Raw genomic sequence first — 18,621 nt, forward strand, 5'->3', positions numbered from 1 at the left:
CGCGCCATCAGGCCGCGCGTTGGCCTCTCAGCCGCGGCACCCAGGCCGCCGGCCCCCGCGAAGAGCCGTCGAAGAGGCCGTGGCGCGTCTTGTCCCAGTAGAAGGGCGCGCGGAGAAGTTCCCACAGGGCCTTGTAGGCGGCGAGGGTGGCCAGCGGGTTGTAGAGATGCATCGTCGGCACCCACAGGGGGTTGAGCTTGTGCCGCGTGAGGCGCAGCGCGAGGATGCCGAGCGCGATGCTCACCCCCTCTGCTCCGAGGAGCAGGCCGACGATGGCCCAGAGGGCCGGCGTGGACAGAAGCGGCGTCACCGGATGCGGCAGGCCGAGGGCCAGCAGCCAGAACGACCACAGGACCGGGGCCAGCAGCGTCTGCGACAGCGAGCCGAGGAACATTACCTGAAAGCCGGCAAAGCGCCAGGGGCCCAGCTGCCGCCACAGAAGCACCGGATCGCGCATGTGGACGGCCCAGGTCATCATGAAGCCCTTGATCCAGCGGGAGCGCTGCTTGATCCAGGGGAGCGCGCGGCAGTTCGCCTCTTCGCCCGTCACCGTGTCGATCAGGTCCGTCCGGTAGCCATGGCGCGCGAGGCGGATGCCGAGATCGGCGTCCTCGGTGACGTTGTGGGCGTCCCACGCTCCCAGATCCTCGAGCGCCTCGCGGCGGAAGAAGAGCGTCGTTCCCCCCAGCGGCACCGCAAGCCCGAGCCGGTCGAGCCCCGGCAGCATCAGGCGGAACCAGGAGGCATATTCGATGGTGAAGCAGCGCGAGAGCCAGTTGGTCCGCGGGTTGTAATAGTCGAGCTGGCCCTGAAGGCAGGCCACCTGCGAGCCGCGGCGGCTGAACCCCTCGACCACGCGGCGGATCTGGTCGGGGTCGGGCGCATCCTCGGCGTCATAGACGCCCACGATCGAGCCGCGGCAATGGTCGAGCGCCACGTTGAGCGCACGCGGCTTGGTGCGGATGGCGCCGGCGGGAGAGATCACGATCCGCATCCAGGGCGGCAGGCGGGCCTCGACCAGAGCCTTGCGGGTGCGCAGATCGGCCTCTTCGACGACAAGCAGGATCTCGAGCCGGTCATGCGGATAGTCGATCCGCCCGAGCCGCGCCACGAGGCGGCCGGCGATATCCTCCTCCTGGTAGAGGGCGACGATCACCGAGACGATGGGCAGCCGCAGGAGGGGCGGGCAGGGCGGCTCCGGCGGGCGGCGGCGGAGCGTGGCTATGGCTGTGGCGATCCGCAGGGCGGTGCCACAGGTCATGGCGAACAGCGCCCAGAGGGAAAGCGCGAGCACCACCAGCCCCGGCGCCAGCATCAGCCCTGCGGCAATGCCGAGGGCCGTGCCGAGGGCAAGCCGCGTGGCCCGCCCGGTGCGCCAGCCCCGGCAGCTTTCGCCGGGCGTGACGCGGGTTTCGGCCGCAAGTCCGATGGCTGTGGCGCGCGCCGCATGCAGCGCGCCCTCGATCGCGGTTCGCGTGGCCAGCACGGGGATCACGCGCCCGAAGAGATGCCCGAGCAGCGGGCCGTGGCGCCGGAAGCTCTCGGGCGACGGGGCCGCGACCAGCACGGCGCCGCCGACGTCATGCACCGGCAGAAGCGTCTCGCGCAGGCAGGTCCGAACGCCGAGGCGGTCGATGAGCCGCGGATCGGCGGCCCCCGTTGCCGGATCGAGCAGCGGCAGGCCGCTTTGGCGGGCGGTCAGGGCGAGGATTTCCTCCTCATCCATGGCCCCTTCGGCCAGAAGCACGTCGGCAAGTCCCGCCGCATGGCCCGAACTGCGCCGGAGGGCGCCCATGATCCGGTGCGGCGCAAGGTGGCCCTGCCGCAGGAGCATCACGCCCAAGGCGTCGGGAGCCGGGGCCTCGGGCAAAGGCGCGGCCTTGGAAGGCGGCATCGGGCGGCGCCTTTCGACGGACAGGACAAGGGGAGGGGCGGCCACGGTCAAGCCTTTCGCTGGATGCCGCACCTTCGCTCGAACTGGTTAAGAAGGCTTGAAAGCCCCAAGGCCAATCTGGGGGAGGGGGCAGCAGAGCGTGCCTGCCCCTTCACCGCAAGCCGACTGTCAGAATCGCTCGGTGAAGAACATCGTGGCCGCCGTCTCGCCGGGAGGCGCCACCGGGTCGAACCCGGCCACGCGCGGCGGGAGGGCGTTGCCGGTCGGCACCGTGCCCCGCCCGGAATCGGCTTCGGTGAGCACGACGACGCGGGTTCCGGGCTGCACGCGCGCGTAGAGATCGAGGATGTCCTGGTTCCAGAGCCGGATGCAGCCGGCCGAGGTGGCCTGACCGATCGAGGAGACATCGTTGGTGCCGTGGATGCGGTAGTAGGTGTCCTTGCCGTTCCTGTGCAGATAGAGTGCCCGTGCCCCGAGCGGGTTCGAGAGGCCGCCGTCCATCCCGTCCCTGTAGGGGCCGTATTGTTCGGGGTCTTCCTCGATCATGCTCTTGGTCGGGATCCAGCGCGGCCACTCGCGCTTGATCGGGATCACCGCATCGCCGGAAAAGCCGCGGCCCTCGCGCCCCACGGCCACGGCATAGCGGATGGCGCGCTGGCCCGGCTGCACGAGATAGAGGTAGCGGGCGTAGGGATCGACCACGATGGTGCCGGGTGGCTGGTCGGTCCAGTAATCGACCTCGCGGCGGATCTTGTGCTCGGCCAGATATTGCGGCGGGACGGCAGGGATGATGCGCTCTCCGTCCTGAACCGGGCCATAGACCGCGGCAATCTGCGGAGAGATCCCCATCGGGGCGGCGCTTCGGCTGGGCGGAGGCTCTGGCGCGCAGGCGGCGACCAGCGCGAGGGCGGCCAGGGCGGGCAGGAGGCGGCGGGGGAGAGATCCGGTCATCGGCTTGTCCTTCTTGCGGGGCGCGCGGGCCGCTTGCGGGACCGAGCCCCTGCCGCAGGCCCTGCGCCCTCCGTTACCGGAAAAAGGAAGCCGAAGGGTGTTTGGTTCCGGCCAAGGGCGCCGGAGAGGGTCACGAACCGATGTGCTGCGGGTGCCCGGCGCGACGCTCCGGGCTTCGGACTTGCTGCGGCTCCGGCTGGCCGGAGCCGCCGGCCTCAGGCCGCGCGGCGGGCGCGCATGGCGGCGGCGAACCGCTCGAACAGGTAGTAGCTGTCCTGCGGGCCGGGGCTGGCCTCGGGGTGATACTGCACCGAGAAGACCGGCCGGTCCGCGACCCGGATGCCGCAGTTCGAGCCGTCGAAGAGGCTCACATGCGTTTCCTTCACGCCGGCGGGCAGGGTCTGGCTGTCCACGGTGAAGCCGTGGTTCATCGAGGTGATCTCGACCTTGCCGGTGTCCAGATCCTTCACCGGGTGGTTCGCGCCGTGGTGGCCGTGGTTCATCTTGACCGTCTTCGCCCCGAGCGCGAGCGCCAGCATCTGGTGGCCAAGGCAGATGCCGAAGAGCGGCAGATCCTTCTCGAGCACGCCCTGGATCATCGGCACGGCATAGGCGCCGGTCGCGGCCGGATCGCCGGGGCCGTTCGACAGGAAGACACCCTCGGGGTTCAGCGCCAGCACATCCTCGGCCGTGGCGCTCGCGGGCAGCACGGTCACGTCGCAGCCCGCCGAGGCGAGGCAACGGAGGATGTTGCGCTTGGCGCCGTAGTCGATCGCCACGACCTTGAGGCCCGGCTCGGTGCGCGAGCGGTAGCCCTCGGGCCAGGCCCAGCGCATCTCGTCCCAGCGATAGCTCTGGGCGCAGGTCACGTCGCGGGCCAGGTCGAGCCCGACGAGGCCGCGCCAGCCGCGGGCCTTGGCGACCAGGGCCTCGATGTCGAAGCGGCCCTCGGGATCGTGGGCCAGCGCCACATGCGGCGCGCCCTGCTGGCGGATCGCGCGGGTCAGCCGGCGCGTGTCGATGCCGCCGATGCCGATCCGGCCCTTGGCCAGAAGCCACGAGGTCAGCTCGGAGGTGGCGCGCCAGTTCGAGGGTTCGGTCGGATCCCACTTGACGACCATGCCCGAGGCGACCGGCTCGGCCGTCTCATCATCCTCGGGGGTCACGCCCACATTGCCCACATGGGGGAAGGTGAAGGTCACGATCTGCCCGGCATAGGAGGGATCGGTCATGATCTCCTGATATCCGGTCATGGCGGTGTTGAAGACAAGTTCCGCCACCGTCTCACCCCGGGCGCCGAAGCCCTTTCCGTAAAAGATGGTGCCGTCGGCGAGTGCGAGGCAGGCCGTGGGTTTTTCGGTGGGGCTGGCGGCGGCCATGGGGCGACTCCTTGGCAAAATCTGGCGGACACTAAGGGTTGGGGCCCTGCGGGTCAAGGCCGCGACCGAAATGACTTATCCTTTTTGATCAATGGCTTGATCTTCGGGGGCGTGGTTGTGTCGGCGAAGGCTTGCCTGTATGGTGCGGGTTTCGCACAGCCACGGAGACGGATGAGGATGACCCTGCGCGAAGAGCTTCAGGATGCCATGAAAGAGGCGATGCGCGCGAAGGAGCCCGATCGCCTCTCGACCCTGCGCCTCATCAATGCCGCCATCAAGGATCGCGACATCGCGGCCCGTGTGGACGGGGCCGCCGGAATGGTGTCGGACGAGGAGATCACCGCCATCCTCGGCCGCATGGTCCGCCAGCGCGCCGAAAGCGCGCGCGCCTATGAGGAGGGCGGCCGGCTGGAGCTTGCCGAGAAGGAACGGGCCGAGATCGAGGTGATCGAGGAGTTCCTGCCGCGCCAGCTCGATCCCGAAGAGGTGGAGGCCGCCATTTCCGCCGCCATCGCCGAGGTGGGCGCCACGACGATCCGCGACATGGGCAAGGTCATGGCCGAGCTGAAGGCGCGCTATACCGGCCAGATGGACTTCGGCGCCGTGGGCCCGATGGTGAAGGACCGCCTGGGCTGACCGGGGCGCGCGCCTCCGTCACCGCCCGCGGGCCAGCGCCTGACGCAGCTCGGGCAGCAGCGCCAGCCGCTCTTCCTCGCTGAGAAAGGCACCGATCTCGACCTCGCGCGGGCCGCCGCCGAGAGTCAGGTAGTTGGGCACCGGGCCCCCCTTGCCGTGAAGCGTCACCCGCACCCAGTGCGGGTTGGCCTGCCAGCTCTGCCGCCGTCCGCGTGGCCCGTGCCGGTCGAGCGTCACCCGGTCGCTCCAGAGCGTCAGCTCCTCGAGGATCTCGCCATCGGCATAGCTGCGGTTCAGCGCAAGCCAGATGCCCGTGACCGCCAAGGCCAGGAACGGCAGCAGCCCCCAGAGCACGGGTGAGCCGAGCACCCCCACCAGCGGCAGCGCGAGCAGCAGGCAGGTGGCCCCGATGAAACCCGCAAAGCCGCGGCGCGGCAGCGAGCGGTAGGGCCACAGGTGCAGCCGGTAGGCCGGAGCGTCCCCGTCGGCATGGCAAAAGGCCCCGGATCGCTCCGGGGCCTTCGGCATGATGACCCATTCGTAGGGCATGTCAGTGCGCGTGCGAACGGTCCCAGTCCTCGCGCTTGGGAAGCTGCTCGAACGTGTGCTCGGGCGGAGGCGAGGTCAACGTCCATTCCAGCGTGTCGGCATGTTCGTTCCAGTAGTTGTTCGCCGTCACGCGCGCGCCGCGCGTCAGGGTGTAGAAGACGATGCCGATGAAGAAGAGGAACGAGGCGAAGGACAGGAAGGCGCCCAGCGACGAGACGAAGTTCCAAGTGGCGAAGGCCTCGGGATAGTCGATGTAGCGCCGGGGCATCCCCTGCCGCCCGAGGAAATGCTGCGGGAAGAACGTCAGGTTCGCGCCGACGAACATCATCCAGAAATGCAGCTTGCCGGCCCACTCGGGATATTGCCGGCCCGACATCTTGCCGATCCAGAAGTAGATCCCCGCGAAGATGCCGAACACCGCGCCGAGGCTCATCACATAGTGGAAGTGGGCGACGACATAGTAGGTGTCGTGATAGTAGCGGTCCACGCTCGCCTGGCTCAGCACGATGCCGGTAACGCCGCCCACGGTGAAGAGGAACAGGAACCCCAGCGCCCAGAGCATCGGCGTCTTGAGTTCGATCGAGCCGCCCCACATGGTCGCGATCCATGAGAAGATCTTGATCCCGGTGGGCACCGCGATCACCATGGTCGCCATCATGAAATAGCTCTGCTGCGTGAGGCTGAGGCCCGCGGTGTACATGTGGTGCGCCCAGACCACGAAGCCCAGCACCCCGATCGCCACCATCGCATAGACCATCGGCAGATAGCCGAAGATCGGCTTCTTCGAGAAGGTGGCGATGACGTGGCTGACGATGCCGAAGGCGGGCAGGACGATGATATAGACCTCGGGATGGCCGAAGAACCACAGGATGTGCTGGTAAAGCACCGGGTCGCCGCCGCCCGAGGGCTGGAAGAAGGTGGTGCCGAAGTTGCGGTCGGTGAGCAGCATGGTGATCGCCCCGGCCAGCACCGGCAGCGCCAGCAGGATCAGCCAGGCGGTGACGAAGATCGACCAGGCAAAGAGCGGCACCTTGTGCATGGTCATGCCCGGCGCGCGCATGTTCAGGAAGGTGGTGATCATGTTGATCGCGCCAAGGATCGAGGACGCGCCCGAGAGGTGCACCGCGAAGATCGCGAGATCGGTCGAATAGCCCGATTCGGAGGTGGAGAGCGGCGGATAGAGCACCCAGCCGATCCCCGATCCCAGCTGCCCGTTGCCGCCCGGCGCGAAGAGCGAGGCGACGGCGAGCGAGGTCCCCGCCACATAGAGCCAGAAGGACAGGTTGTTCATCCGCGGGAAGGCCATGTCCGGCGCGCCGATGTGCAGCGGCATGAAATAGTTGCCGAAGCCGCCAAACAGCGCGGGGATCACCACGAAGAACATCATCAGGATGCCGTGGGCCGTGATCATCACGTTCCACAGATGGCCGTTCGGCGTGCAGTTCTCGACCGCCGAAGGCCAGAGCGACTGGAAGAAGCCCTTGACCAGTCCCGATTCCAGATGCTCGGCGCACATGAACTGCACGCCGGGCGCCATCAGCTCCATCCGCATGTAGACGGTGAAGGCCACCGAGATCAGCCCGACGAGGCCCCCGGTGAAGAGATAGAGAACGCCGATGTCCTTGTGGTTGGTGGACATGAACCAGCGGGTGAAGAACCCCCTCCGGTCGTGCTCGTGGCCATGGATGGCTGCGTCGGCCATGGGCTCGCCTCCCCGCGTGCTGTTTCGATCCCGCAGGCGCCGGACAGGCTCGCGACCCGCGCCTGCGTCTATGTGTAGAGCGCCGGATGTGCTCCGGCAACTTCGCACTTTGATCTGGATCAATAAATTCGGCCAGTCCGCCGTTTTGTTGAGTGGCATGGTGCCGCAGAAGGGCCGCGTCCGGCAGGAGATGCCGGACGTGCCTCGCTCGGGCGTTCCGTTGCGTCCCGTTCGGGCTGCACCCGGGCGCGGACAGGCTGCAAGGGCCCGCCGGGATCGGTGGCGGAGGCTCGGGCCGCCCGGACGGCGTGCGGATCAGTCCGGGAAGGAGCGGGAAAAGGTGCGCAGCAGGGCCGCGTCGAGATCCTGCATCGTGACGGGCAGGCCCAGATCGACGAGGCTCGTCACGCCATGCTCGCGGATGCCGCAGGGCACGATGCCCTCGAAGTGGGACAGGTCGGGCTCGAGGTTGATGGAGAGCCCGTGAAAGCTCACCCAGCGGCGGAGCTTCACGCCGATGGCCGCGATCTTGTCCTCTCGGGGCTGGCCGCCGGGTCCGGGGGCGCGGTCGGGGCGGACGACCCAGACCCCCACACGGCCCGCGCGCCGTTCGCCCTTCACATTGAACTCGGCCAGCGTGGCGATCACCCAATCCTCGAGCGCGCACACGAAGCGGCGCACGTCACGGCCCCTCCGGTCGAGATCGAGCATGACATAGGCCACCCGCTGTCCCGGCCCGTGGTAGGTATATTGCCCGCCGCGGCCCGCGACATGGACGGGGAAGCGGTCCGGTTCGACCAGATCCTCGGGGCGTGCCGAGGTGCCGGCCGTGTAGAGCGGGGGGTGCTCGAGCAGCCAGACCGCCTCGGGGGCGTCGCCGGCGCGGATGGCGGCGACGCGGGCCTCCATCGCCGACAGCGTTTCCTGGTAGGGGCTGAGCCCCGGAAGAACCGACCATTCCACGTCAGACATCGCGGCCTTCCTCCCGATCTGCGGCGCAGGGCCCGGATCGTGCCGGCCCTGTGCGGGATCTATGGCAAGACGGTGCGCGCCGCTAGCCTTGCGGCAGGGCTTTGGCGCGGGACTTCTCGCGCAAGACCCGCGGCTTGGCCCGCGAGCCGAGGGGCCATCCCAGGCCTTTCGAACATTTTTGACGCGGCGCGAAAATAGCCCTTTTCTTCCCTCGCGAGCTTGGCTAAGAACCCGCCACCAAGCCAAGGCAGTGCGGTCGTGGCGGAATTGGTAGACGCGCAGCGTTGAGGTCGCTGTGGGGTAACTCCCGTGGAAGTTCGAGTCTTCTCGACCGCACCATTTCTCTGACGAAACGCCGAAGGGCGGCCCGCCGGGCCGCCCTTCGGCGTTTCAGGTTCGGCCAGGGGCGGGCGACGGCGCTTTTGTCGCCCATGCGTCGTATTTGGATCCCGTCAGTTCGCATCCCGGCGCTTGGGCGCGCGTGTTGCCGTGCAACCTGCCCATCAAGGTGGCAACCGCCGCCCCTCCCGCAGCCTGTGCACAACAAGATTGCATTGCGGGGACCGTTCCGTTTTAAACGATCATAACGAGTGCAGGAAACCTGCCGGACCAAGATGGGGAGAATGGGGTGGTGGCTTCTACCCAGGACGACGGTTTCGTCGTTTTCGAACATGTGCAGAAAAGCTACGACGGGGAGACGCTGGTCGTTAAGGATCTCAACCTGACCATAGGGCAGGGCGAGTTCCTCACGATGCTGGGGCCATCCGGGTCGGGCAAGACCACCTGTCTCATGATGCTGGCGGGGTTCGAGACCGCCACCCACGGCGACATCCGGCTCGACGGGCGCCCGATCAACACCGTGCCCCCGCACAAGCGCGGCATCGGCATGGTGTTCCAGAACTACGCGCTCTTTCCGCACATGACGGTGGGCGAGAACCTCTCGTTTCCGCTCGAGGTGCGGGGCATGTCGCGGAGCGACCGCGAGCGCAAGATCAAGCGCGCGCTCGACATGGTGCAGATGGGCGCCTTTGCGAACCGCCGCCCGGCCCAGCTCTCGGGTGGCCAGCAGCAGCGGATCGCGCTGGCCCGCGCGCTGGTGTTCGACCCGCAGCTCGTGCTGATGGACGAGCCGCTCGGCGCGCTCGACAAGCAGCTGCGCGAGCACATGCAGTTCGAGATCAAGCACCTGCACGAGAGCCTTGGCATCACGGTGGTCTATGTGACCCACGACCAGGGCGAGGCGCTGACCATGTCGGACCGGATCGCCGTCTTCAACGACGGCCGCATCCAGCAACTCGCCCCGCCCGACGAGCTGTACGAGCGCCCGCGGAACAGCTTCGTCGCCAGCTTCATCGGCGAGAACAACCGCCTGCCCGGCGTGATCGAGGAGATCGCCGAGGGCCGCGCGCTGGTCCGGCTCGACACCGGCGAGCTGATCGACGCAACTCCGGTCAACGTCAGCCACAAGGGCCAGAAGACTCTCGTCTCGATCCGCCCCGAACGGGTGGAATACAAGCCCGAGATGCTGCCGCCGAACGCCCACCTCATCGAGGCCGAGGTGATGGAGTTCATCTACATGGGCGATATCTTCCGCACCCGCCTGCGGGTGGCCGGTTCCGAGGAGTTCGTCATCAAGAGCCGGAACACGCTGGGCCAGCGGATGCTGCAGCCCGGCGAAAGGATCCGGATCGGCTGGGCGCCCCAGGACGCGCGCGCGCTCGATCCGCTTTGACTCCGTAATAACGGACCTGCCGCAGGCTGCGGCCAATAACAACGAGACTGCACAACATGGGAGACGACTCGATGAAGAAGGCCCTCATTCTGTCCACCGCCTTGACGGCCGTGGCCTTCTCCGCCGCGGCGGAGCAGATCACGGTCATGTCCTGGGGCGGCGCCTATACGACCAGCCAGGTCGAGGCGTTCCACAAGCCCTTCACCGCCGAGACCGGCATCGGCGTGGTGTCGGTGGATGCGGACAACCCCGCCACGCCGCTCAAGGCGATGGTCGAGGCCAACTATGTCAGCGTCGATGTGGTGGATGTGAACACCTCGGACGCGGTGCGCCTGTGCGACGAGGGCCAGCTCGAAGAGATCGACCCGGCCATGCTGCCGCCCGCGCCCGACGGCACTCCGGCGACCGAGGACTTCCTGCCGGGCGCTCTCAGCGAATGCGCCGTGGGCAACATCGTCTATTCCATGATCGTGGCCTACGACGAGTCGAAATTCCCCGACGAGAAGCCGCAGACCATCGCCGACTTCTTCGACACGTCGAAGTTCCCCGGCAAGCGCGCCATGTGGAAGAGCGCCAAGACCACGCTCGAGATGGCGCTGATGGGCGATGGCGTCCCGGCGGCCGAGGTCTATGACGTGCTGGACACGCAGGAAGGCGTCGAGCGCGCCTTCGCCAAGCTTGCCTCGATCAAGGGCGACCTGATCTGGTGGGAGGCGGGCGCCCAGCCGGTCCAGCTTCTGGCGGATGGCGAGGTGGCCATGACGACCGCCTACAACGGCCGGATCTTCGCGGCCGCGGTCAGCGAGAACAAGCCCTTCGTGCCGATCTGGGACGGTCAGGTCTATGAATACGACCTCTTCGTGATCCCGAAGGGCGCGCCCAACCTCGAGGCGGCGAAGAAGTTCGTGGCCTTCGCAACCGGGACGCAGCCGCTGGCCGACCAGGCCAAGTGGATCAGCTACGGCCCGGCCCGCAAGTCCTCGGCCCCGCTGGTCGGGCTCTATCAGGACGGCCAGACCGAGATGGCCCCGCACATGCCGACGGCCGAGGCGAACCTGACCAACGCGCTGCCCTCGTCCTACGAGTTCTGGGTCGATCACGATACCGAGCTGGAAGAGCGGTTCAACGCCTGGCTGGCGAACTGATACGGACGGGCGCGCATTCCGGTGCGCGCCCCCTGATGCGAGGGTAAAGATGGCCGACGCAACCACAGATCTCGCCGCCCCGACTCCCGGGCGCCTCACGACGGCCGATGGCCGCCCGCTGAAGGCCGCACTCGGCCGCGCCCAGTCCCGCGCACGGCGCCGCGCCTTCCTTCTGGTGCTGCCGCTTCTGCTCTTCATCGTCATAACCTTCATCGTCCCGATCGGGCAGATGCTGCACCGCTCGATCCACAATGACGGCTTCTCCCGCAACATGCCGCAGCTCAGCCAGTGGTTCGCCGATACCGAACCCGGAACCGAGCCGGACGAGGTCGCCTATGCAGCCCTTGCCGCCGATCTCAAGGGCGCGGCCGAGGCCAAGACCATCGGCATCGTGGGCACGCGGGTGAACTACGAGATGCCGGGCACCCGCTCGCTCTTCACCTCGACCGGCCGCAAGGCGCGCGGGTTCGAGCCGCCCTACAGGGAGGCCGTCCTCGAGGCGGATCCGAAATGGGGCAACCCGAGTCTCTGGGGCACGATGCGACAGGTCTCGCGGGCCTATTCGCCGAACTTCTTCCTCGCCTCGGTCGATCTCGCCCGCGACAACGAGGGCAACATCGTGCGGGCCCCCCAGGAGCGCCGCGTGTATGTCATGCTCTTCCAGCGAACCTTCCTGATCGCGGGCCTGATCACGGTGCTCTGCCTGCTGCTGGGCTTTCCGATCGCCCACCTGCTCGCCACGCTGCCCCTGCGCACCTCGAACCTGCTGATGATCCTGGTGCTCCTGCCCTTCTGGACCTCGCTTCTCGTGCGGACGACGTCGTGGATCGTGCTGCTGCAGGGCCAGGGGGTCGTCAACAACTCCCTGGTGGCCACAGGCCTCATCTCCGATGCGAACCGGATCCAGATGATCTACAACCAGACCGGCACGATCATCGCCATGACGCACATCCTGCTGCCCTTCATGATCCTGCCGCTCTATTCCGTGATGCGGCCGATCCCGCCCTCCTATGTCCGGGCCGCCCGCTCGCTCGGCGCCTCAAGCTGGACGGCCTTCCGCCGGATCTATCTTCCCCAGACCCTGCCGGGCATCGGCGCGGGCGCGCTGCTCGTCTTCATCCTCGGCGTCGGCTACTACATCACCCCGGCGCTCGTGGGGGGCGCTTCGGGGCAGCTCATCTCGAACCTGATCGCCTTCCACATGCAGGACAGCCTGAACTGGTCGCTCGCCGCGGCCCTCGCCGCCGTGCTGCTGGCCGCCGTGCTGATCCTTTACTGGCTCTACGACCGTCTGGTCGGCATCGACAATCTCAAGCTGGGCTGACCGGCCTTTCACTCTGCCCAAATATCCCGGGGGTCCGGGGGCAGCGCCCCCGGCCTCTGCCTCAGGAGACCCGCCCGATGGCTCTTCCCGTTTATGCCAGCCCGCTCGAGCGCATCTGGTACTACGCCTATCGCGTGATCTGCGCCCTGATCTTCCTGTTCCTGATCGCGCCGATCCTGATCATCATTCCGCTCAGCTTCAACGTGGAGCCCTACTTCACCTTCACCGAGAAGATGCTTGCGCTCGACCCCGACGGCTACTCGCTGCGCTGGTACGACACGCTGCTCACCTTCGGCATGGCCAACCCCGAGGCGCCGCGCACCTCATCCTGGTGGATGGATGTGTGGAACAACGCGGCCTGGGTGCGGGCGGCCAAGAACTCCGTCATCATCGGCGTCTCATCGACCATCGTCGCGACCGTTCTCGGCACCATTGCCGCCCTCGGTCTGTCGCGGCCCGAGATGCCGTTTCGGCGGGCCATCATGGCGATCCTCATTTCGCCGATGATCGTGCCGATCATCATCACGGCCACCGGGCTCTTCTTCTTCTATTCCGCCACCGGTCTTGCGGGCAGCTATGTGGGCGTGGTGCTGGCCCATGCGACGCTGGGCATTCCGTTCGTGATCATCACCGTGACGGCCACGCTGATCGGCTTCGACAAGTCGCTCACCCGCGCCGCCGCCTCGCTCGGCGCCAGTCCCACCACGACCTTCTTCAAGGTCACCATGCCGCTCATCCTGCCGGGCGTCGTCTCGGGCGCGCTCTTCGCCTTCGTCACTTCGTTCGATGAGGTGGTGGTGGTTCTCTTCGTGGCCGCGCATGATCAGCAGACGATTCCCCGCCAGATGTGGAACGGGATACGCGAGCAGATCAGCCCCGCCATTCTCTCCGTGGCGACCATTCTCGTGATCATCTCCGTGGCCTTGCTGGCGACGGTCGAACTGCTCCGCCGCCGCTCCGAGAGGCTCCGTGGCATCTCGAACTGAGGCTCCGAAAAGGCGCCGCGTCAGGCCCGTGCGACACACGCGCCGCGCGGGCCTTTTCATCTTCCGCGGCCTGCCGTTTCAGGGGCCTTTTGCGGTTGACTCCTGCATCAGCCTCGGTAAAAGGCGGGCCTCAGGGATTTTTGCGGGGGGCGTCTGCCCGCCGACTGCAGGAGAGAAACCATGGCGAAGCCGACGACGATCAAGATCCGGCTGAACTCGACGGCGGGCACCGGGCACTTCTACGTGACCAAGAAGAACGCCCGCACCATGACCGACAAGATGGTCGTCCGCAAGTACGACCCGGTCAAGCGCGAGCATGTCGAGTACAAGGAAGGCAAGATCAAGTAAGATCTGCCTCTGCCGGTTTGCGGAAAAGGCCGTGCCTCCTGGGCGCGGCCTTCTGCTTTTGCGCCTCTTCCATCCGGGGGCGCGGCCGCCCCGACCGCGAAGGCCCCACCGGGCGGGGCCCGAAGAAGAACCTGGGCTCGGCCCAAGGAAAAACCCGCCGAGGAGGCCCCGGCGGGTTGGCGGTGCGGCGGAACGGTGCTTCGATTACTCGCGGTTGCCCATGAACTGCAGCAGGAACATGAACAGGTTGATGAAATCGAGGTAGAGCTGCAGCGCGCCCATGATGGCGGCCTTGCCCAGCCACTCGGCATCGCCGCTGTGGGCGTGCTGGAGGTAGGTGTTCTTGATGTTCTGCGTGTCGTAGGCGGTGAGGCCGGCAAAGATCAGCACGCCGATCACCGAGATCGCGAAGGCCAGCGCCGACGAGGCGAGGAAGATGTTCACGATCATCGCCACGATCAGGCCCACCACGCCCATGATCAGGAACGTGCCGAAGCCCGAGAGGTCCTTCTTCGTCGTGTAGCCGAAGAGCGAGAGGCTCGCGAAGGCGATCGCGGTGATCAGGAAGGTCTGCGCGATCGACACGCCGGTGAAGGCCACGAAGATCCAGCTCAGCGACAGGCCCATCACGGCCGCATAGGCGTAGAAGAAGAGTTGCGCCGCGGCCTGGCTCAGACGGTTCAGCACCGCGCCGAAGGCGAAGACCATCACCAGCGGGGCAAACATCACGATCCAGCCGAGGATGTTCGGGCTCATCGTCACCGGGTCGCGCAGCAGCGAGAAGAGCTGCTCGCTGGTCCCGACGGCCCAGGCCACGCCGCCGGTCAGCAGCATCCCGACCGACATCAGCCCGTAGACCTTGTTCATGTGGGCGCGAAGGCCCTCGTCGATCCTGGCCGCCCGGGCGCCTGCGCCGACCGAACGCACCGTCTGATACTCAGCCATCTCGTGCTCTCCTTGTTGATCCGTCAGGGTGCCCGATCGCCCGGACACTGTTTGACGCCAATATTGGAAAGCTGGCCCCCCAGTTCAAGGACTTCCGGTCCGCGACGGGGGCAGGGGGCGTGGCGCGACGTCTCAGTTGCGCCAGTTCGACGGCACGTCCCAGAGCGGGCGGGTCGCCTCGATGCGGGCTTCCTCGGCGGTAAGGCCGACATCGCTCAGAAGATGCGGGTCGAGGTGGGCCAGCGCGCGGCGCTGGCGACGGGCGGCGAGCGCGCTGTTGAAACGGGCGACGAGGCGCTGAAGGCTCCCGCCCGCCTGCACGCCGCGGGTCGCGATGCGGGCTGTGTGAAGCGAGGCAAACATGTGTCCGTCCTTTCGGTGGTCGGGTTCTGGCCAGAGGGACCTTCCCTCCGCTTGATCCTTATGCCCGAATCGTTCACATTTGGAAAATGAATGCTTTTGACTTCAATCATCAGGAGTCGTGATGCCCCGAAATCTCGACCTGACCGCGCTGCGGTCCTTCGTGGCGGTTGCCGACGCGGGCGGGGTCACGCGCGCGGCGGGCTTCCTGAACCTGACGCAGTCCGCGGTGTCGATGCAGATCAAGCGGCTGGAGGAGGCGCTCGATCTGGCGCTTCTGGATCGCTCGGCCCGCCGGGTGACGCTGACCGCGGCGGGCGAGCAGCTTCTGGGCTACGCGCGGCGGATGTTGGCACTGAACGACGAGGTCTTCGGCCGGCTCACGCATGATGATTACGAGGGTGAGGTGGTGCTGGGCGTGCCCCACGACATTGTCTATCCCGCCATCCCGCAGGTTCTGCAGCGGTTCGCGGCCGAGTTCCCGCGGATGCGGGTGACGCTGCTCTCGTCTTATACCCGCAAGCTCAAGGCGCAGTTCGCGCGCGGCGAGTGCGACGTCATCATGACCACCGAGGATGCGGTGGAGCCCGGCGGCGAAACGCTGGTCGAACTGCCGCTGGTCTGGGTCGGCGCACCGGGCGGGCAGGCCTGGAAGCAGCGCCCGTTGCGCCTTGCCTTCGAGCCGAACTGCATTTTCCGCATGGGGGTTCAGTCGGCGCTCGATGCGGCGGGCATTCCCTGGACAATGGCGGTCGAGTCCGACAGCTCGCGCACCATCGAGGCCAGTGTCTCGGCCGATCTGGCGGTGCATGTCTCGCTCGCCGGGGCCGAGCCGCGCTACATGGAGCGTATCCCGCATTGCGGTGTCCTGCCCGATCTCGAGACGAGCAAGGTCAATCTGTATGTCGCCGATCCCGTGCACAGCCCGGCGGTCGAGGTGCTGGCCGACCTGATCCGCCGCGCCTATGCCGCGCAGGCGGGCGGCGCGCCGGTGGCGGCGCGGCACGTTCCGGGCGAGGCGGCCGAGGACGCGCCGCGGCTGGCGCTTCGCGCCTGACCGTCAGGGGAGGATCACCACCTTGCCCGTCGCCTGCCGGCTCCGCAGCAACTCCAGCCCTTCGGCCGCGCGTTCGAGCGGCAGTTCATGGCTGATGTGAGGGCGCAGGCTGCCATCGGCGATCCAGCCCAGCAGCGTCTCGAGGCTGCGCATCAGCACCTGCGGCGCGAAGGTCATGTAGCCGCCCCAGTAAAGGCCGATCACGCTCAGGTTCTTGACCAGCAGCAGGTTCGCCGGCACCTGCGGGACATCGCCGCCGGCAAAACCGATGGCGAGGAGCCGGCCCTCGGGGCGCGACGCGCGCAGCGCCGCATCGAACCCCGCACCGCCCACCGTGTCATAGGTCACGTCCACGCCGCCCAGCGCCTTCAGCGCCGCCTTGAGGTCGGGCGTGTCGCTGTCGATCGTCTCGTGCGCGCCGGCCTGCCGCGCGATCTCGAGCCGGTCAGCCCCACGCGCGCTGGCGATGACACGCGCCCCCATGCGCCGGCCGATCTCGACGGCTGCGAGGCCCACGCCCCCCGCCGCCCCGGTCACCAGAAGCCGTTCTCCCGGCTGCAGGCGTGCGCGATGTTCCAGCGCGAGATGGCCCGTGCCATAGGCGATCTGGAAGGCCGCAGCCTCGCGGAAGCCGGCGCCGTCGGGCAGCGGCAGGCAGCGGTCGGCCGGCCAGCAGCCGAACTCGGCCAGCCCTCCGCAGGAGCCGAAGGCCGCGACGCGCGTGCCGGGGGCAGGACCCGCCACGCCCGGCCCCAGCGCATCGACCGTGCCGGCCACTTCCATACCGAGAGTCAGGGGAAGGGGCGGGCGCTCCTGGTAGCGGCCCTGGATCATCAGCAGATCGGCGAAATTGAGCGCACAGGCGGCGATGCGGAGGCGGATCTCGCCCGGTCCGGGCTCAGGCAGGGGAAGGTCGGTCAGCGCCGGATCCTGTCCGGTTTCTGTCAGTCTGAAGGCGCGCATGGGGCTGTTCATGGCCTTTCGGAGGCGGAAAATCGGACGGATCTCACCATCAGGATGTCGTTTTTGCCAGAGCCTTCGGCCTCGTTTGCGATCTGCAAAATTTTGGCGGTGAAAAGATTGCAAACTGCAATGCATTTCGCAAAATCACTCTGAGGCGAGTGAGGCCTTTTCTGTGCGCCCGATGGGCGATCCACCGGGCTCTGCGCGCGGGACGCGCCGGTCTGTATGAATGGACATATCCAAAAAGACAGGTTTGTTTCAAGTGAACTTTTTCTGGAAAGAAAAGCAGCACTGAGCCCGCTTTGGCATACAATTTGCTTGTTAAGAAGGCAGGGACAGCTGGAAGATTTACGGAGACATTTCATGAAACATCCTGTCGACGCCCATGTGGGAAAGCGCATCCGCCACCGCCGGTGGATGGTGGGCATGACGCAGCAACAGCTTGCCGATTGCGTGGGCATCAAGTTCCAGCAGATCCAGAAATATGAAACCGGCATGAACCGGGTCAGCGCCTCGCGTCTGTGGGACATCGCCGAAGCCCTGGGCGTCTCGATCAGCTTCTTCTTCGAGGGGCTCGAGGGTGCGGGCGATCAGGCGCGTCAGGCCGAGGGTGACCGCATCACCGACAAGGAGGCGCTCGAGTTGGTCCGCTCCTACTACGCGATCCCCGAGGCGCAGCGTCGCCGCCTGTTTGACCTCGCCCGCGTGCTGTCCGAAGCGGCCTAGCTCGATGGATGAGCGGGTGTCCGGGCCAGGGACACCGCGCTTGACCCTGACCGCCCCGCAGGATACCCGCGGGGCGCAGGAGGGCCGGGATGCAGATGCTCACTGACGACGAGACCGCCGAACTCATCGACACGGCGGCCGAACTGGCCGCGGCAGCCCGGGAAGCCACCTTGCTGCATTTCCGCAGCACCGGCCTCACGGCAGATACCAAGGAAAGCGACCGGTTCGATCCGGTCACAGTCGCCGACAGGCTGTGCGAGGAACGCATGAGGGCGATCCTTGCACGGCGACGCCCGAGGGACGCCATCCTCGGCGAGGAAATGGGCGTCAGTTCGGGTGAAAGCGGCCTGACCTGGGTTCTGGATCCGATCGACGGAACACGATCCTATCTGTGCGGCACGCCCACCTGGGGAGTGCTGATTTCCGTCGCCGACGAGACCGGCCCGATCTACGGCCTGATTGACCAGCCCTACATCGGCGAGAGGTTCGAAGGCGGTCTGGGCCGTGCGGTGGTCCGCGGCCCTCTGGGTGAGCGGGAGCTTGCGACGCGGGCGCCGCGGCCTTTGTCCGAAGCGATCCTGATGTCCACCTTCCCCGAGATTGGCACCGCCGAGGAAGAGGCCGCCTTCCGCCGTCTCAGCGGCCAGGTGCGGCTGACCCGCTACGGCGCCGATTGCTACGCCTATGCGCTGCTTGCGGCGGGGCAGATTGACCTTGTCGTCGAGGCGGGCCTCCAGCCCTATGATGTTCAGGCGCCGATGGCCGTGATCGAGGCTGCGGGCGGGATCATGACCGACTGGAATGGTCGCCGAAATCCTGAGGGCGGGCGCGTCATCGCGGCCTCGTCGCCCGAAATGCATGCGGCGGCCATGCAGGCCCTGCGCGGCTGAACCGCGCCACCGGCCGACCATCCGCATCCTGGGCCGAGAGGGGCCGGCGGCCGCCGGCCCCG

At 67.3% G+C, this 18,621-nt stretch carries 18 protein-coding genes and 1 tRNA gene; 10 read left to right on the plus strand and 9 right to left on the minus strand.

Annotated elements, in window-relative coordinates; all coding sequences use genetic code 11:
* Positions 1 to 7: 7 nt before the first annotated feature.
* From LV780_RS03015 to carA, 3 genes are all read right to left on the minus strand, one after another.
* A complete protein-coding gene (locus LV780_RS03015) occupies positions 8 to 1,894 on the minus strand; it encodes a glycosyltransferase (protein WP_181318495.1) in 1,887 nt (628 codons plus the stop codon).
* 168 nt (positions 1,895 to 2,062) lie between these two features.
* On the minus strand, positions 2,063 to 2,845 hold the full coding sequence (locus LV780_RS03020; protein ID WP_011907715.1) for a L,D-transpeptidase: 783 nt from the start codon (positions 2,843 to 2,845) through the stop codon (positions 2,063 to 2,065).
* A 215-nt stretch (positions 2,846 to 3,060) separates the two neighbouring features.
* Positions 3,061 to 4,224: a glutamine-hydrolyzing carbamoyl-phosphate synthase small subunit gene (carA, locus tag LV780_RS03025; protein WP_108221063.1), complete on the minus strand. Its 1,164-nt coding sequence runs from the start codon at positions 4,222 to 4,224 to the stop codon at positions 3,061 to 3,063.
* Between the two features lie 177 nt (positions 4,225 to 4,401).
* On the opposite strand from carA, the gene LV780_RS03030 reads away from it, so the two are divergent.
* Positions 4,402 to 4,860, plus strand: coding sequence for a GatB/YqeY domain-containing protein (locus tag LV780_RS03030; protein WP_044248565.1), 459 nt, complete (start codon positions 4,402 to 4,404; stop codon positions 4,858 to 4,860).
* 18 nt (positions 4,861 to 4,878) lie between these two features.
* On the opposite strand, the gene LV780_RS03035 is transcribed toward LV780_RS03030, so the two are convergent.
* From LV780_RS03035 to lipB, 3 genes are all read right to left on the minus strand, one after another.
* Complete coding sequence (locus tag LV780_RS03035; protein ID WP_108221062.1) at positions 4,879 to 5,409, minus strand: DUF2244 domain-containing protein; 531 nt, start codon at positions 5,407 to 5,409, stop codon at positions 4,879 to 4,881.
* 1 nt (position 5,410) lies between these two features.
* Positions 5,411 to 7,111, minus strand: a complete 1,701-nt coding sequence (gene ctaD, locus LV780_RS03040) for a cytochrome c oxidase subunit I (RefSeq protein ID WP_101340536.1) — start codon at positions 7,109 to 7,111, stop codon at positions 5,411 to 5,413.
* Positions 7,112 to 7,426: 315 nt separating this feature from the next.
* The gene (lipB, locus tag LV780_RS03045) at positions 7,427 to 8,083 is read right to left on the minus strand and encodes a lipoyl(octanoyl) transferase LipB (RefSeq protein ID WP_108221061.1); all 657 of its coding nucleotides are present in this window, start codon (positions 8,081 to 8,083) and stop codon (positions 7,427 to 7,429) included.
* Between the two features lie 252 nt (positions 8,084 to 8,335).
* Between lipB and LV780_RS03050 the strand changes: the two genes are divergently transcribed.
* The 6 genes from LV780_RS03050 to rpmG all read left to right on the plus strand — a co-directional run bounded on the left by LV780_RS03050 (position 8,336) and on the right by rpmG (position 13,618).
* Positions 8,336 to 8,422: transfer RNA gene (locus LV780_RS03050), tRNA-Leu, on the plus strand.
* Between the two features lie 289 nt (positions 8,423 to 8,711).
* Positions 8,712 to 9,815: an ABC transporter ATP-binding protein gene (locus LV780_RS03055; protein WP_011907721.1), complete on the plus strand. Its 1,104-nt coding sequence runs from the start codon at positions 8,712 to 8,714 to the stop codon at positions 9,813 to 9,815.
* Positions 9,816 to 9,871: 56 nt separating this feature from the next.
* Positions 9,872 to 10,960 (plus strand): ABC transporter substrate-binding protein, encoded by a 1,089-nt coding sequence (locus LV780_RS03060; RefSeq protein WP_181969630.1) that lies wholly within the window; start codon positions 9,872 to 9,874, stop codon positions 10,958 to 10,960.
* A gap of 49 nt (positions 10,961 to 11,009) precedes the next feature.
* Complete coding sequence (locus LV780_RS03065; protein ID WP_108221060.1) at positions 11,010 to 12,284, plus strand: ABC transporter permease; 1,275 nt, start codon at positions 11,010 to 11,012, stop codon at positions 12,282 to 12,284.
* A 77-nt stretch (positions 12,285 to 12,361) separates the two neighbouring features.
* A complete protein-coding gene (locus LV780_RS03070; RefSeq protein WP_108221059.1) occupies positions 12,362 to 13,270 on the plus strand; it encodes an ABC transporter permease in 909 nt (302 codons plus the stop codon).
* A 180-nt stretch (positions 13,271 to 13,450) separates the two neighbouring features.
* Positions 13,451 to 13,618, plus strand: coding sequence for a 50S ribosomal protein L33 (gene rpmG, locus LV780_RS03075; protein WP_002722806.1), 168 nt, complete (start codon positions 13,451 to 13,453; stop codon positions 13,616 to 13,618).
* 204 nt (positions 13,619 to 13,822) lie between these two features.
* On the opposite strand, the gene LV780_RS03080 is transcribed toward rpmG, so the two are convergent.
* Together LV780_RS03080 and LV780_RS03085 are read right to left on the minus strand one after the other, a co-directional pair.
* On the minus strand, positions 13,823 to 14,563 hold the full coding sequence (locus LV780_RS03080) for a Bax inhibitor-1/YccA family protein (RefSeq protein ID WP_011907725.1): 741 nt from the start codon (positions 14,561 to 14,563) through the stop codon (positions 13,823 to 13,825).
* Between the two features lie 132 nt (positions 14,564 to 14,695).
* The gene (locus tag LV780_RS03085) at positions 14,696 to 14,926 is read right to left on the minus strand and encodes a DUF1127 domain-containing protein (RefSeq protein ID WP_011907726.1); all 231 of its coding nucleotides are present in this window, start codon (positions 14,924 to 14,926) and stop codon (positions 14,696 to 14,698) included.
* A 121-nt stretch (positions 14,927 to 15,047) separates the two neighbouring features.
* Here LV780_RS03085 and LV780_RS03090 point away from each other — a divergent pair, with 121 nt between their 5' ends.
* Positions 15,048 to 15,980, plus strand: a complete 933-nt coding sequence (locus LV780_RS03090) for a LysR family transcriptional regulator (protein ID WP_011907727.1) — start codon at positions 15,048 to 15,050, stop codon at positions 15,978 to 15,980.
* A 3-nt stretch (positions 15,981 to 15,983) separates the two neighbouring features.
* On the opposite strand, the gene LV780_RS03095 is transcribed toward LV780_RS03090, so the two are convergent.
* Positions 15,984 to 16,943 carry an NADPH:quinone oxidoreductase family protein gene (locus LV780_RS03095; RefSeq protein ID WP_011907728.1) on the minus strand — a complete coding sequence of 320 codons (960 nt, stop codon included), beginning with the start codon at positions 16,941 to 16,943 and terminating at the stop codon, positions 15,984 to 15,986.
* Positions 16,944 to 17,306: 363 nt separating this feature from the next.
* Here LV780_RS03095 and LV780_RS03100 point away from each other — a divergent pair, with 363 nt between their 5' ends.
* Positions 17,307 to 17,669: a helix-turn-helix domain-containing protein gene (locus tag LV780_RS03100; RefSeq protein ID WP_002722818.1), complete on the plus strand. Its 363-nt coding sequence runs from the start codon at positions 17,307 to 17,309 to the stop codon at positions 17,667 to 17,669.
* 89 nt (positions 17,670 to 17,758) lie between these two features.
* On the plus strand, positions 17,759 to 18,559 hold the full coding sequence (locus LV780_RS03105; protein WP_011907729.1) for an inositol monophosphatase family protein: 801 nt from the start codon (positions 17,759 to 17,761) through the stop codon (positions 18,557 to 18,559).
* Positions 18,560 to 18,621 lie beyond the last annotated feature (62 nt).

This window comes from Cereibacter azotoformans (assembly GCF_021391315.1).
Classification (GTDB): domain Bacteria; phylum Pseudomonadota; class Alphaproteobacteria; order Rhodobacterales; family Rhodobacteraceae; genus Cereibacter_A; species Cereibacter_A azotoformans.

Excerpts from the sequence above, each read along its gene's own strand:
- LV780_RS03095 (WP_011907728.1), bottom strand. The coding sequence starts at position 16,943 with ATGCGCGCCTTCAGACTGACAGAAACCGGACAGGATCCGGCGCTGACC.
- ctaD (WP_101340536.1), bottom strand. The coding sequence starts at position 7,111 with ATGGCCGACGCAGCCATCCATGGCCACGAGCACGACCGGAGGGGGTTC.
- LV780_RS03035 (WP_108221062.1), bottom strand. The coding sequence starts at position 5,409 with ATGCCCTACGAATGGGTCATCATGCCGAAGGCCCCGGAGCGATCCGGG.
- LV780_RS03080 (WP_011907725.1), bottom strand. The coding sequence starts at position 14,563 with ATGGCTGAGTATCAGACGGTGCGTTCGGTCGGCGCAGGCGCCCGGGCG.
- rpmG (WP_002722806.1), top strand. The coding sequence starts at position 13,451 with ATGGCGAAGCCGACGACGATCAAGATCCGGCTGAACTCGACGGCGGGC.
- LV780_RS03070 (WP_108221059.1), top strand. The coding sequence starts at position 12,362 with ATGGCTCTTCCCGTTTATGCCAGCCCGCTCGAGCGCATCTGGTACTAC.
- carA (WP_108221063.1), bottom strand. The coding sequence starts at position 4,224 with ATGGCCGCCGCCAGCCCCACCGAAAAACCCACGGCCTGCCTCGCACTC.
- LV780_RS03100 (WP_002722818.1), top strand. The coding sequence starts at position 17,307 with ATGAAACATCCTGTCGACGCCCATGTGGGAAAGCGCATCCGCCACCGC.
- LV780_RS03105 (WP_011907729.1), top strand. The coding sequence starts at position 17,759 with ATGCAGATGCTCACTGACGACGAGACCGCCGAACTCATCGACACGGCG.
- LV780_RS03085 (WP_011907726.1), bottom strand. The coding sequence starts at position 14,926 with ATGTTTGCCTCGCTTCACACAGCCCGCATCGCGACCCGCGGCGTGCAG.
- LV780_RS03060 (WP_181969630.1), top strand. The coding sequence starts at position 9,872 with ATGGGAGACGACTCGATGAAGAAGGCCCTCATTCTGTCCACCGCCTTG.
- LV780_RS03015 (WP_181318495.1), bottom strand. The coding sequence starts at position 1,894 with ATGCCGCCTTCCAAGGCCGCGCCTTTGCCCGAGGCCCCGGCTCCCGAC.
- lipB (WP_108221061.1), bottom strand. The coding sequence starts at position 8,083 with ATGTCTGACGTGGAATGGTCGGTTCTTCCGGGGCTCAGCCCCTACCAG.
- LV780_RS03030 (WP_044248565.1), top strand. The coding sequence starts at position 4,402 with ATGACCCTGCGCGAAGAGCTTCAGGATGCCATGAAAGAGGCGATGCGC.
- LV780_RS03065 (WP_108221060.1), top strand. The coding sequence starts at position 11,010 with ATGGCCGACGCAACCACAGATCTCGCCGCCCCGACTCCCGGGCGCCTC.
- LV780_RS03020 (WP_011907715.1), bottom strand. The coding sequence starts at position 2,845 with ATGACCGGATCTCTCCCCCGCCGCCTCCTGCCCGCCCTGGCCGCCCTC.
- LV780_RS03090 (WP_011907727.1), top strand. The coding sequence starts at position 15,048 with ATGCCCCGAAATCTCGACCTGACCGCGCTGCGGTCCTTCGTGGCGGTT.